Genomic DNA, 14249 nt, shown 5'->3' on the forward strand with positions numbered 1-14249 from the left:
CCTTGGCTTTGGCAGTGATGGTCGGAACAACGGGGCAGGCGCAGACGACGAACACCCTCGAGGGCCTGATCGAGAGTGCGGAGGTGCCGATCACCTCGGACAATTTCATTCGGGCCGCCACTGACCTTGAGCTTCAAAAATACGTGTCGCTCGCGGGTGGCATCAATCGGTTTTTCCACTTCCGGGAACCGACCCCGGTCGAAAACCAACCGACGATCCGGATGAACCGCGACACGCTCTACAGCACCGCGGTTGTCGACATAAGCGAGGGCGCGACGTTGATCCTTCCAGACGTTGCGGATCGCTACATGACGGCAATGGTTGTCAATCAGGATCACTTCATAAACGAGGTGTTCTTCGGTGGCGGCACCTATACCCTCGACATGGAAACGTTCGACACCCCTTACGTGATTGTCTATCTCCGCGTGCTTGTCGACGCCGCAGACCAAGAGGATGTGGCGGCTGTCAATGCGATCCAGGACGCAATGACAATCGAGGCCAACGCTTCGAACGCGTTCGTGGCCCCAAACTACGATGAAGACGCCTTTGAGGCGGTAGTCGAACAGCTGCTGCCGCTCGGTGCTCTTGGTTTCGTTCCAGACAGTTCCCGCATGTTCGGCAAAAAGGAAAACGTCCACCCCATACGTCACATGCTTGGCACGATAGCCGGTTGGGGCGGGCTTCCGGAAGAGGAAGCATTCTACCCGGCGTTTTTCCCAGGTCTGCCCGTCGGTGCATACAAGATCGAAGTGCCGCAGAACGTGCCGGTGGATGCTTTCTGGTCGGTGAGCATGTATAACGCCGACGGCTTCTATGAACCGAACGCTCTGAACGCCTACAGCATCAACTCCGTCACCGGCGCGCGGAATACTGACGGAAGCATGACCATCCATCTTGGAGCCTGCGACGACGGGCGGGTGAATTGCTTACCTATCACAGAGGGCTGGAACTATGTGGTGCGCCTGTATCGCCCCCGCCCGGAAGTCCTAGGTGGAAGCTGGACCTTCCCCGTTGCGCAACCTGTGAATTGAGAAGGGCGCCCATAATGTTGAAGAAATTGATTCCGATTGCGCTGCTGGCCCCATCTCTGGCTGTCGCAGAGCCAGTAACGCTGGACACCTTTGTCCGGGCCGAGACGGATCATATGTTCCGTGCCAATATGGCCGCTTTTGACGTGGGCGTTGGAGAATTGATCCACGTTCGCAAACCGACGACCCCTGACAACCAACCGGTTATTCGGATGAACCAGGACACGCTCTACTCCGGGATTGTCCTGGACCTGTCCGATCCGGTTGAATTCACTCTGCCCGATTTGGGCGAGCGATACATCTCGATGCATGTGGTCAACCAGGATCACTACATGTACGTCGAAACCGCGCCTGGGACATACACGCTGACCGAAGAAAACGTTGGTACTCGTTTTGCCTATGTGACTGTACGAATATTCATGGATGCCAACGATCCTGACGATGTGTTAGAGGCACATGCCGCTCAGGACAGCCTTGTCGTGGCTGGGGGTGGAGCAGGTCCGTTCGAGGCACCGGATTGGGATCTGGATGATTTGGCAACTGCACGCACGGCCCTAAGCAACCTTGCCGAACTCGGTTTCAGCAGCTTTTACTCGTTCGGTACCGAGGGAGAAACAAAGCCCATCGATCACCTGGTTGGTACCGCCGCCGGCTGGGGCGGTCTGCCACGCACTGCGGCGCTCTATGAGATCGACAGCGTCGATGCAAATGATGGCGTAACACCACATTCGGTCACGTTGAATGCAGTACCGGTTGACGCGTTCTGGTCAATCACTGTCTACAACGCCGACGGCTACCTGGAAGCAAACGATCTCGGCCGCAACAGCCTCAATAACGTAACAGCCGAACCCAATTCCGACGGCAGCATTACCATCAATTTTGGCGCCTGCGAGGATGGGCGCGTGAATTGCATTCCTATTACGCCAGGTTGGAACTACACCGTTCGGCTATATGAACCTCGTGAAGAAATCTTGAACGGGAACTGGTCGTTCCCTGCAATCGAGCCGTTGGAGTAAGGGGCACTTAAGCTGGTTTCCAGGTGACCGCATCGTCCGCATCTCGGACATCGCGACCCCAAATCTCGCTGAGCCGGCCACCAATGACCGCTTTTTCCGCTGCATCGCAGCAGCCAAATGTAGGGGGCCATGCTGCATTTGCAGGGGACCCTGCGAGGCCACGTCCGGAGTGGGCTCAGAGCGGTCTCGCGGCGCTGCGACGGTCCGAGCTACAGCTCAGCCCCGAAAGCCGCCATTGAAGAAATCGAGACAGCCTTTCGGTTTTAATGGCGTAGCCTGATGCGCCGACATTCGACATTAGGAAGCTTTCTATCGCGCAATTCGGGCTGACCGTCGGCACGGCGCCCAAAGCGGACGTTCAGATGCAGCACAAAACATTGAATGTGACTTCAACTGGAAACGCGAATAACGCCATGTTGTTAAGATCATCACATTATCCAGTTCGCCTGAAAATTAGACGCTCCTTCCGAAGACAGCTTCCAACCAAGCCTGAATGACTTGAAAAATCTGATCTATGCGTAAAACTTAAAGTATGAGTGAGTATTTTGATGAAATGTTCAACGGCGATGGATCACTCAGAGGTCCATACGAAGAGATCGGTCGCTGGTTCAACGCGGAAGACGTGTCACGACTGAGGGCGAAACAGCGCGAAGCCGAAAAAGTTTTTAGGCTGACGGGCATCACTTTTAACGTATACGGCAAAGCCGAGGCCGAAGAGCGTCTGATACCGTTTGATATCGTGCCACGAGTTATTTCAGCGCGGGAATGGCAGCGGTTGGAACGCGGTATCGAACAGCGGGTGCGCGCAATCAACGCATTTCTACATGACATTTACCACCGTCAAGAAATTGTCCGGGCCGGGCGTGTGCCGGCTGAGATGATTGCCGGAAACGAGGCCTTCCTGCCACAGATGCTTGGTGTCTCACCGCCCGGTCAGGTCTATACGCACATTGTCGGCGTCGATCTGGTGCGAACCGGACCAGACGAGTTTTTCGTTCTGGAAGACAATGCTCGTACGCCATCCGGGGTCAGCTATATGTTGGAGAACCGGGAAACGATGCTAAAGATGTTCCCCGAACTCTTTAGCGCAACCAATGTTCGGAATGTTTCAGACTATCCCCGTAATCTGAGACGTTCTCTTGCTGCCTGCGCACCAGCTGTAGCAGACGGAGAACCCACTGTCGCGGTGTTAACCCCCGGCATCTATAATTCAGCCTACTACGAACATGCGTTTCTTGCTGATCAAATGGGCGTGGAATTGGTCGAAGGCCACGATCTGCGGGTTGTCGACGGACGAGTCTGCATGCGCACCACCAGAGGTTATACTCCCATCGACGTACTTTATCGCAGGGTGGATGACGAGTTCCTGGATCCGCTGAATTTCAACCCCAAGAGCGCATTGGGCGTGCCGGGTATTCTGGATGTCTATCGTGCTGGCGGCATCACAATTGCGAACGCGCCGGGAACAGGTATAGCCGATGACAAGGCGATCTATTCCTACATGCCGGAAATCGTTGAGTTCTACACGGGCGAGAAGCCCCTGCTAAAAAACGTTCCTACGTGGCGCTGCAGCGACCCCGAGTCGCTGTCCTACGTATTGGACAACCTGTCGGATCTTGTTGTCAAAGAGGTGCACGGGTCGGGCGGCTATGGGATGCTGATCGGTCCGACCGCCAGCAAGAAAGAGATCGCGGCGTTCCGTGACAAGCTCAAGTCGCGGCCGTCGAACTACATCGCTCAGCCCACATTGTCTCTCTCGACGGTGCCCATCTTCGCCCGTTCGGGGCTTGCCCCCAGGCATGTCGATCTGCGGCCGTTTGTTCTGGTGTCCCCGCAAGGGATCGAGATCACCCCCGGCGGCCTGACGCGCGTTGCGCTGAAAAAAGGGTCCTTGGTCGTTAATTCAAGCCAAGGCGGCGGGACCAAAGACACCTGGGTTCTGGAGGACTGACCATGCTGGGAAAAACTGCTGGCGGGTTGTTCTGGATGTCCCGGTATCTTGAGAGGGCGGAAAATACGGCCAGATTGCTGGAAACAGGCCAGAGGATGGCGCTGACCCGGACCAAGAATTCCGATGCGGAATGGGGCTCGGTTCTGAAAACTGCCGGCGTTTTCAGCGGGTACAGCGCCAAATATGATGAGATTTCGAAAGACAATGCCGTGGATTGGATGTTGCGTGATGCCGACAATCCATCCTCGATCAAGTCGGTCATCAAACAGGCGCGGGACAACGCGCGCCTTGTTCGAACCGCATTGACCAATGATGTCTGGAGTGCGGTGAACGCCACGTGGATGCAGATTGATCAAGCCATGAAGCGCCGCGTGAATGAGAGGGACCTGCCGGCAACGCTGGAACTTATTCGTCAACAGGCCGCTCTGGTTCGTGGCGCAACTCTTGGGACCATGCTGCGCAACGATATTTTCGATTTCACCCGGATCGGCACCTTTGTCGAGCGGGCCGACAATACCGGGCGTATCCTGGACGTGAAGTACTATGTCCTTCTGCCCACGGCCTTCTCGGTCGGCTCGTCGCTGGACAACATCCAGTGGGAAAGTATCCTGCGATCCGTTGGGGCAGGCGGTGGCTATCGCATGACCCACGGCCAGAACACCCGGCCGTCGGAAATTGCGCAGTTTCTGATCCTTGATCAGAGGATGCCCCGCAGCCTGCATTTCTGCTGTAGGAAGATTCAAGAGAACCTGTCCTACCTCAGCAAAGACTATGGCTTTGCGGGTCCGTCCGTTACGGCGGCCAACGCGCTTTCCGAGAAGTATCTCGACCGGCAGATTACCGATATCTTTGATCTCGGGCTGCACGAATACATTCAGGACTTTTTGAAGGATCTCGGGGACCTGAGCCGCCAGATCGAAATTGATTACCGGTTCTATGAGTGACCAATGAAACTGCATATACGCCACGAGACACGATACGATTTCGACGCGCCGGTTCCCTTCGGTTTGCAACAGCTGAGGAAGACACCAAAGTCTTTTCGCAATCAAAGCATTGAAAGTTGGAACACCGAAATCACCGGCGGGCGCAAAGAGCTGGCGTTTGAAGACTACCATCGTAACACCGTGGAATTGATCAGTTTCGACGCAAACACCCAAAGTATCTCGTTGATCTCCGAGGGTGTGGTCGAGGTTGAAGACACCCACGGCGTCTTGGGGCCTCACGAAGGGTCGACTCCTTTGTGGCTGTTCAAAAGGCGCACCGCTCTGACAACGCCGGGGAAAGGGGTTGCCGAACTGATAGGCGCGTTGCCCAAAGGTGAACCGCTGGAACAGCTACATGCTCTGTCCGAAACAATTCGAGCTCAGGTCGCGTACGAAATTGGAGGTTCGCACCCGGGCTGGAGCGCAGAAGATGCACTCAAAGCTGGGCGCGGTGTGTGTCAGGACCATGCGCATATCTTCATTACATGCGCACGACAGATTGGAGTGCCAGCACGCTATGTATCGGGTTACTTGATGATGAACGAAACAGAACTTCAGGACGCGACCCATGCTTGGGCCGAAGTGCATTTGGACGGGCTTGGCTGGGTAGGGTTTGACGTTTCAAATGGGATTTCACCTGACGATCGATACGTACGCGTCGCAACCGGGCTGGACTATGCCCAAGCCGCACCGGTAATAGGGAATAGAATTGGGACAGCGGGCGAGCAATTGACAGTGCAATTGAAAGTCGCACAGCAGTAACGGAGAACATGATGACCTATGCTGTGGGCATGCGGCTGAATAGCGGGCTGGTGTTCATGTCGGATACGCGCACGAACGCAGGCGTGGACAATGTTTCGACCTTCAACAAGATGTTCAACTGGACAGTCGAAGGGGACCGGTCGATCACAATCCTGACGGCCGGAAACCTGGCCACTACTCAGGCCACGATAAGCCTTCTGGAAGAACGAACAAAAGCGCCGGCAGATCGTTCACCATCGATCTTAGAGGCGCCCACAATGTTTCAAGTTGCGCAGCTGGTCGCGGCTACGCTGAACGACGTCATCGAGGGGCATGCCCGGTCTGGTCAGCAAGCGGACAGTGCTTTTCACGCGACACTCATTGTCGGAGGCCAGATCAAGGGCGGCCCGTCTCGTCTGTTTTTGATTTACCCGGAAGGCAATTTTATCGAGGCCGGCGACGACACCCCGTTCTTTCAGATCGGTGAGACAAAATATGGCCGCCCGATTCTGGTGCGTGCCTACGATCCGGAAATGAGTTTTCCGGAAACCGTGAAACTCTTGCTTGTCAGTTTTGACTCCACGATTAAGGCCAATCTGTCTGTCGGGGCTCCGCTTGACCTGCTTCTCTACGAGGAAGACAGCCTTACGGCCGGCACGCGGTCAAGATTCGAGTCCGACGACCAGTACTTGCGCGTTGTTTCTGACAGATGGGGTGACGCTTTGAAGTCGGCGTTGGCCAAACTGCCAGAATACAAATCGGGGCGAAAATCAAACGATTGAGCGTCCGCTTTGTGCGCATAGTTGCCATTCGCGATTTTTCGCTCAACGTCCGCACTCAGCCCGAAGCGGGCGTTCTTGTCGCTGCGCACATTTACCCTTTGGAGCTCTGTTATAGAAGACGGCTTGAGACGTGGAGGTCTGATTTGTAGCGTCAGATTATGACGACACGATTCCCGTTTCGCTGCTTCAAAACGAGCCCAGAGATCATCCGCCTGGCGGTGATGCTGTATGTCGGTTTCCACTTTCGTTGCGCAACGTCGAGGATCTTCTGCATGCACGCGGGATCGACGTCAGCCACGAGGCGGTGAGGTTCTGGTGACATCGGTTCGGACCGATGTTCGCCAGTGAGATCCGAAAACGTCGAACCGACGGCATGTGTTCCAGCAAGTGGCGCTGGCATCTCGACGAATTGTTCGTGAAGATCAACGGTGAACGCCATTACCTTTGGCGTGCGGTTGACCACGAAGGCGAGGTTTTGGAAAGCTTCGTCTCGAAGACGCGTGACAAGAAAACTGCGCTGAAATTCTTAAGGAAAGCAATGCGCAAGCACGGTCGCCCCGAAGTGATCGTGACCGATCGGCTCAGATCCGACGGTGCTGCCTTGAAGGAAATTGGCTCTGGCCACCGCCAGCAAACCGGTGGGTGGTTGAACAATCGCGCAGAGAATTCACACTTTTCACTTCTACGACGAGAACGGGCGATGTTGCGCTTCCGGCGGATGCGAAGTCTGCAGAAATTCGCGGCCGTCCACGCATCGGTCTACAACCTGTTCAATTCGGAGCGCAGCCTCTACTCCAGACCAAGTTTCAAGCTGACCCGCGCCGCTGCTCACGCCGAGTGGCGCGGTCTCTGCGCCGAATAGGGGGCAAGCATCCTGTCCTTGTAGAGATTGGTTAGAATTTGTCTGACAGCACCCTTAATCCTGATCGTCGCCACTACGAAGAACCGTTCGGGCGGCGCGACGGGTTATCATCATGAGCACGCGCAGCGTTTGGGCAAGCTCAATCCGCAGGCGTAAATCTTCGGCCCTTACCTTGTCATCGGTCGTCAAAACCTGTGCCGTAGCAAGCGATGCGAAGGCCCGTTCTCCGGCATCCTTGTATCCGAGCACGCGCATAGCTGCGTTTTTGTCTCTGTCGCGAACGGCGCTGACGGCGTCCCGAACCGACATTTCCATCAACTTATACATATCGGAGAGTCCTAATTCTTCGTCATTAGAACGTATCGTACGGAGAACGGGCAAAATCCGAACATTGAGGATCTCCGAAACCATGTTGAGTTCGGTGGCTGCAATGGCGAGATTGACCCGTTCGTCTGCATCCGCTTCACGCAGTTCGCTTTCACCAACGCGCGCCAAAAAACGCGTAATTTGCGGCAGCAGGGCCGCACCCGTTTTTGCCTGGCTTTCGGCTTCGTCGAGTCTGGCTTTGTCCCCCGATTGTACAACTGCCCAAATCTCGTCGAGCATGTTTTGGGCGAGACCTCCTAGCCGTGCCGTCTCTTCACGCGCTGCTTGCAGCGCCATGACTGGCGTGCTCAGGAGCGCGTCGTCAAGAAACTCCGGAACGACAGAAACGGTTGCCTCTGTAGACTTTGACTCTGGCACCAGGCGGATGGCAAGGGCGGCGATCTGCTGAGTGAAGAACAGGAATATCACCGTGTTGATAACGTTGAAAAGCGTGTTCGCATTCGCAATCTGCCGTGGGGTTTCAACGGCCAAGCGCTCCGCACCGACAAGATCCGGGTAGCTAGGCGAAACAGAGACTGTCAGCGAGGCGAGGAACGAAATCAGGGGCAACCAAAGCAAAACACCCGCGACGTTGAATATGACGTGTACTGCCGCTGCACGACGCGCATCCAGCGGTTTACCGATCGAGGACAAAGCGGCTGTCACGCATGTCCCGATATTGGCGCCGAGCGCCATGGCGATTCCAGCCTCTAGGGAAACCAAACCCTCGCTGGACATAACCACGATTATGCTTGTAGTGGCCGAAGAGGATTGCACTAGCGCAGTGAAGAGCGCCGCAATAAGTACGGCAAGAAACGGGCTTTCCGCAATCGACTGCATCAGGCGGAGAAATGGCTCGTAGCCACGCAGCGGCACCATTGCGGCACTCATCATGCCCATCCCGAAAAAGACGAGGCCGAGACCCAAAAGGATAGAGCCAAGATGCCTGGTTCGGTCCTTTTTGGCGATGAAGTTGGTGAAGAAACCCAGCGTTATCATCGCCGGAGCGTACTCTTCAACGCTAAAAGCCACAATTTGAGCGGTCATGGTGGACCCTACGTTGGCGCCCATGATCACACCAACAGACTGTTGCAGTGACATGACACCGGCGGACACGAACCCTACCACAAGCACTGTGGTGACGGACGAAGACTGGACCACGGCTGTCACGCCGGCACCAGTGATGGCGGCCATCACCCTGTTCTTGGTGAACTTCTGGAGCACAACACGCATCTGGTCGCCGGCAGCGTTCTTGAGACCATCTGACAGGAAGTTCATTCCCAGAAGAAATAGCGCCAATCCACCGAAAAGTCCCATCGACATCCCGCCAAAATCGAGCGAAAGGACGGCGCCGGTTGCATAATCCGTTGTCGCGGCAAGCAATACTGAGGTGAAGGCGACAGCGGCAATCAAGCTCATTTTCGCAGATTACCTCAGCGCTTCGACAAGCGGCTGGCCCAGCGCACCTGAGGGCGGCTTTGTGCCCAAATAGGCTGCGAGGGTAGGGGCAACGTCAACCGTTTCAACCCGTCGAAAGACCCGGGTAGGTTGTATGCCAGGGCCTGTGACAATTATTGGTACGTGCGTGTCGTAAGTCCAGGGCGATCCGTGGGCTGAGGCCACATGCAGCCCGTCGAAATCGGCGATGAACCAGTGCGGTTCGAAGACGAGGTAAATGTCGCCCGAGCGGTCGGGGTGGAAGTTGGCCAGAACTGCGTCCTGGATCTTGCCTCGAGGCACTGCTCCCACGCGAAGGTCTGAGCTGGCGATGGCATGGGCGATGCCTGGCAGCCGCTCCAGTTCCTCTGCCACTGCGCGCTCCACCAAGACGGGGTCTAAGCCGCGGGCCGCGATTTCTTCCGTGTCGAGATACAAGTAAGGGTTGGAAAAATTGAGGATCAGGTCGCGACTCTCGCCGAATTCGGCAGTCAGGCGCACGAAACCCGGCTCGGTGTCGATGCGCTCGAAGTCGAAGGTCCCAGCTTCGATGCCGAGTGTGGCCAGGTAGTCTGGATGCTCTGGCGCGCCGTGGTCGGCAGACAGAACCACGAGCGTCCGGTCCAGCCCGACACGGTCGTCGATATGTGCCAGCAAGTCGGCCAGCGTCCGGTCGAGCCGCAGAATGTTATCCTCTGACTCTAGGCTGGAGGGGCCGAAAATGTGGCCGACATAGTCGGTGGAAGACAGGCTGACGGCGAGGTAGTCGGGCACATCGTCCTGCCCGAGCCCCTCGTTGTCAATCAGCGCCTTGGCGAAGTCGGCAGTGATCTCGTCGCCGGCGGGGCTCAGCGTCAGACGCGTGGTGAAATACTTGTCGTCCGCCGCGCCGAATGCGTGCGGGAACGTTCGTCCGAAGCCAGGGAAATCGGTTTCCCATGGCTGATCGTCGCGGGTGCCGAACATGTAGGCGTCTGGCGTGGCGGACAGCTCCCACGCGGTGTCGGCGTAGCGCGCCACGACGCCCTTTGCCTCCCACTCGGTAATCCAATCCGGGTAGGCTTCCCGGTAGAACGTGCTGGTGACGAACCGTCCTTCCGACTTCGAGAACCAGTAGGCGGTGCCCGCGTGCCCTGCCATCGAGATAGCACCGCGATCCTTGATAGAGACGCCAAAGACCTTCGCCTCGGGGCCGAAATGCAGCGCGATCTCGTCTGAGATCGTGGACGTCAGGATGTTGCGGGGCGACCGGCCATCCGTCGTCGCAGCCCGCTGGGTGGGGTCGATCTCGGCGTCGGTATCGACGCCTTCGGCGCCTACGAGCGGAAAGTCGGGATCCTGTACGTTGTAAAACTGCGAGCCTCCGATCCGGTCGAACCACAGGTTCGCGACCATGCCGTGGATCGCCGGATCCGTGCCGGTGGCGAGTGTCGTGTGTCCGACGATAGTTTCAGTGTTCGCATGTCGGTGATGGGCATCGACGAAATGCACGCCGCTTTCGATCAGGCGGCTAAACCCGTCCTCTCCCAGGTGCTGGCCGTAGCGATCGATCAGGTCGCCACGCAGCTGATCGACGGTGATCTGCAAGACCAAGCGCGGCTTCTCTTGCGCGCTTGATGTACTGGAGAGAAGCGTTAAGAGGCCCGCAACCAAATACAGCGTCTTCATTTGCCTCTCCTCGTATTCGATGGTTTTTTGATCACGGCATCCCAATGAGGCACGCCGCAATCAGTCTTTTTGGGCCTAATCACTGGTATGCGGGTGCAATAATACCCTTTTCAGTGATCTCCTTCAAAACCTGATACGCTCGCAGTGACTGGTAATTGATGCCGCTGGCATTCAAGACCTGCCCCTCTCGGAAAGGGTAACCGTCCATAGACGCAATGAAATCACGGATTTCTTCTTGGATCGGCACGAAGAGCCACATCTGATCCGCCATCCATCGCAGGTACATTTCCGATTCCAGCCACATTTCTTCGAGAGGGTCGGATCGCAAGTGAACGATCTTGGGCCAGTTCGAAGCGAAGCGCACGGCGTCAGTGATATTCCCCTCCAGCGTTGCGAAATGCACCTTCCAGTCATTCCACCTCACCGCATTCAGTTCACCGTTGGCTGAGAAGTAGAAGATCCGGTCGCGTGGGCTCTCGTCGACCTCGCCCGAGAGATACGGCATCATATTGTAGCCGTCGAGATGCACCCGGAAATCCTTGCCGTTCGCCGTGTGGCCCTGCAGCAGCTTCTCCTTGATATCCTGCTCGCCGGCCGCTGCGAGAAGTGTCGGCATCCAGTCTTCATGGCTGATGATGTCGTTAAACTTCGTTCCCGGTTTCACAGTGCCAGGCCAACGAATTAACTGTGGAACGCGAAAACCGCCCTCGAAGGTTGTGCCTTTTTCGCCATGGAAAGGGGTGATGCCGCCGTCTGGCCATGAAACCTTCTCGGCGCCGTTATCGGTAGAGTAGATAACGATTGTGTTATCCGCAATTCCCAGTTCGTCAAGCTTGTCGAGCAATTGTCCGACATGGCCGTCGTGCTCGGCCATGCCATCCGGATAGAGACCCATTCCGGTCAATCCGACGCTTTCCGGCTTCAAGCGAGTCCAGACATGCATTCGCGTTGTGTTCATCCAAACGAAGAAGGGTTTGTCCTGTTCCACCGAGCGATCGATGAAGTCCAGGGCGCCTGCGAGGAATTCCTCGTCGGCCGTTTCCATGCGCTTACGGGTCATCGGGCCAGTATCCTCAATCTGACCGTCCGCCGATGCCTTGATCACGCCACGCGGGCCATACCGCTCGCGAAACTCGGGGTCTTTCGGGTAGAAGTAGCCCTCAGGCTCCTCTTCTGCGTTGAGATGATAGAGGTTGCCAAAGAATTCATCGAACCCATGGTTGGTTGGAAGGTGTTCATTCTGATCACCGAGGTGGTTCTTGCCGAACTGTGCCGTGGCGTAGCCATGGTTCTTGAGCAGCGAGGCGATCGTGGGTGACCATTCGGGCATTCCATGCTTGGACCCGGGCATGCCAATTGTCAAAAGACCGGTACGGAACGGATGTTGGCCTAGAATGAATGAGGCCCGACCAGCTGTGCAGGATTGTTGAGCATATGCGTCGGTGAACATTCCGCCTTCGGCCGCCAGACGGTCGATATTTGGCGTCTGATAACCCATCATTCCGTGGTTATAGGCGCTGATGTTGAACATGCCGACATCGTCGCCCCAGATCACGAGAATATTGGGTTTTTCCGTGTTTTGCGCCGTAGCGGCCGCGGACGTTAGTCCCAGAGCTGTCGCCGCTATGGCGCACATTCTGGTTATCTTGATGAATAACATGATTTCCTCCTGTGTCTCGGGCGATGCCCGAAAGTGCTTTCCGACAGTTACGCCTAATTGCCTTGCTGTTGCGCGATCTCGCCGGAACGGACAGTCACGGCGGCGTTCATGCTCTCTCCGGCGGAGTTATCCATGGACTGCCCGATGATGACGAAATTACTATCGTCCGATATGAAGCGGTCCCTTTAAGTTGCCGCTGCTTTTGTCTTGTCCTTGCTAAACGCCAAGGCGAACGAAGACACACCGTCGGCGACAAGCTCTACCCCGAGGAGTATGCCGAGAGTCGAGACAGCGGAAACCGGCCAATCCATGAAGATAATGACGCCAAGCGCAAGCGAGGCGACACCGGAGATCAAGACCATCCAGAAAGCTTTTCGATCCTCCAGAGCAAACGCATACGCGATCTTGGCCGCGCCGCCAAACAGGAACGCAATTGCTATCAAAGTGGTTAGAACCACCATGCCCATCAAAGGCCGACCCAAGATCATCAAGCCGATGAGAAACCACATGATCCCGAGAAGGATAGTCCAGAACTTTACGGTGTTTGTTTCATCACGAAAGGCGGCGATCACCTGAGCGACGCCGAAGGCCACAAAGACAAAAGCTATCACTAAGGTCGCGAAACCGCTGGCCAATACCGGATTTGCAAGGGCAAATAACCCACCCAGCAGAGATACAATCCCCATGAGAACCCAAAGAAACCTGTTTTGCATGTCTGTACCTCCTGAGTTGATTGGGTGGGCTTTCCAGAAGATCTGATAGGATTGACCGAAAAGCCCAGCCTGTCTTGGTTCTTGCCTGTCTCCCGACTTTTATGCTCCCGACAGATACTCTACCCAATGGAATAGAAAGGATTTGCGGTTTTGGACCTGTCCGGGAGCCACCACGAAATCAGGGTTTCAACGCCTCGCGCGCCAATTCGGCAGAGTTTTTCAGCTTTTCCTTGCGGACCTGGTACTCTTCCTTGATCTCGGCCTTGCGCTCTTCAAATTTTGCCCTGCGTTCAGCAGAGGCTTTGGCGATCTGCTCGTCAAGAGCATCCAGACGCGCGTCCATTTCGGCATCCATTGCGTCAAGGCGCTCATTGATCTTCTTGTTGTTTTCCGCGATCCGCGCCTTCACGGTATCAACTTTGGCCATGATCGCGGCCTTGTTTTCTTCGTGGGAAGCCCGCAACTCTTCGTCCAGTTCAGCAAGTTCGCGGTCCATGGCACGCATTTCCGCTTCCCACTGCTCATCGACCGCATCGACGCGGGGTTTGCGGAAAATTGTGCCCCCGATTTCAGCCATCTTGGTGTCGAGGGGTGCCGTCCATATCTCGTCGACGGACGCAACGATGCAAGATTTGCCCGGAAGCAACTCAATGGAAACCTGATCGAGCATCGTCATGTCTACGCCGGAAACCATAAGGTCGCGATAAACGCCAAAAAGACCACCGGTCATACTTCCCATGGCCATGCCGCCAAGCGCGGCCTGGCTGGCAGCGGCTGTCCCCGCGACGGCCGCGCCAGACGCGATGGCGGCGGGTCCGGCCAAAACACCGACCATGGCGCCGATCATCATTCCGAAGGCCGTGCCGATCGGGCCTTCGTCCTGGGCTTTCTTGACCGCGACCTGTCCGTCTTCGTCTTTACCGATCACGGCAGCTGCGTATACCGCCAGTTCACCGTTCCGGTGTAGATCCCGTAACGCCTCCGCCCCTTTGAAAGCGGCTTCTTCTGAGTCGAACACGACTGCTACAAACTTTTCCATAAA

At 56.2% G+C, this 14249-nt stretch carries 11 protein-coding genes and 1 pseudogene; 7 read left to right on the forward strand and 5 right to left on the reverse strand.

Annotated features, from left to right (window positions below; all coding sequences use genetic code 11):
• Positions 1-17 precede the first annotated feature (17 nt).
• The 7 genes and pseudogenes from AC2FMM_RS03890 to AC2FMM_RS03920 all read left to right on the forward strand — a co-directional run bounded on the left by AC2FMM_RS03890 (position 18) and on the right by AC2FMM_RS03920 (position 7363).
• Positions 18-1031: a DUF1214 domain-containing protein gene (locus tag AC2FMM_RS03890; RefSeq protein ID WP_496795837.1), complete on the forward strand. Its 1014-nt coding sequence runs from the start codon at positions 18-20 to the stop codon at positions 1029-1031.
• A 14-nt stretch (positions 1032-1045) separates the two neighbouring features.
• Positions 1046-2044 carry a DUF1214 domain-containing protein gene (locus tag AC2FMM_RS03895; protein WP_496795838.1) on the forward strand — a complete coding sequence of 333 codons (999 nt, stop codon included), beginning with the start codon at positions 1046-1048 and terminating at the stop codon, positions 2042-2044.
• Between the two features lie 532 nt (positions 2045-2576).
• Positions 2577-3995 carry a circularly permuted type 2 ATP-grasp protein gene (locus AC2FMM_RS03900; protein ID WP_496795839.1) on the forward strand — a complete coding sequence of 473 codons (1419 nt, stop codon included), beginning with the start codon at positions 2577-2579 and terminating at the stop codon, positions 3993-3995.
• Between the two features lie 2 nt (positions 3996-3997).
• Positions 3998-4939: an alpha-E domain-containing protein gene (locus AC2FMM_RS03905; RefSeq protein ID WP_496687001.1), complete on the forward strand. Its 942-nt coding sequence runs from the start codon at positions 3998-4000 to the stop codon at positions 4937-4939.
• A 3-nt stretch (positions 4940-4942) separates the two neighbouring features.
• Entirely contained in the window at positions 4943-5740 is a 798-nt protein-coding gene (locus AC2FMM_RS03910) for a transglutaminase family protein (RefSeq protein WP_496795840.1), read from the forward strand.
• Positions 5741-5751: 11 nt separating this feature from the next.
• Positions 5752-6501, forward strand: coding sequence for a proteasome-type protease (locus AC2FMM_RS03915; protein ID WP_496710978.1), 750 nt, complete (start codon positions 5752-5754; stop codon positions 6499-6501).
• Between the two features lie 158 nt (positions 6502-6659).
• Positions 6660-7363: pseudogene (locus AC2FMM_RS03920) on the forward strand (IS6 family transposase).
• Positions 7364-7417: 54 nt separating this feature from the next.
• On the opposite strand, the gene AC2FMM_RS03925 reads toward AC2FMM_RS03920, so the two are convergent.
• The 5 genes from AC2FMM_RS03925 to AC2FMM_RS03945 form a co-directional block, all read right to left on the reverse strand.
• A complete protein-coding gene (locus AC2FMM_RS03925) occupies positions 7418-9148 on the reverse strand; it encodes a Na/Pi cotransporter family protein (RefSeq protein WP_496795841.1) in 1731 nt (576 codons plus the stop codon).
• A 9-nt stretch (positions 9149-9157) separates the two neighbouring features.
• The gene (locus tag AC2FMM_RS03930) at positions 9158-10834 is read right to left on the reverse strand and encodes an alkaline phosphatase family protein (protein ID WP_496795842.1); all 1677 of its coding nucleotides are present in this window, start codon (positions 10832-10834) and stop codon (positions 9158-9160) included.
• Positions 10835-10913: 79 nt separating this feature from the next.
• Positions 10914-12494, reverse strand: coding sequence for an arylsulfatase (locus tag AC2FMM_RS03935; protein WP_496795843.1), 1581 nt, complete (start codon positions 12492-12494; stop codon positions 10914-10916).
• Positions 12495-12679: 185 nt separating this feature from the next.
• The gene (locus tag AC2FMM_RS03940) at positions 12680-13207 is read right to left on the reverse strand and encodes an HdeD family acid-resistance protein (protein ID WP_496710944.1); all 528 of its coding nucleotides are present in this window, start codon (positions 13205-13207) and stop codon (positions 12680-12682) included.
• Between the two features lie 178 nt (positions 13208-13385).
• Positions 13386-14246 carry a hypothetical protein gene (locus AC2FMM_RS03945; RefSeq protein ID WP_496795844.1) on the reverse strand — a complete coding sequence of 287 codons (861 nt, stop codon included), beginning with the start codon at positions 14244-14246 and terminating at the stop codon, positions 13386-13388.
• Between the last annotated feature and the right edge of the window lie 3 nt (positions 14247-14249).

The sequence above is a fragment of the Ruegeria sp. BHSC043 genome, from assembly GCF_059612985.1.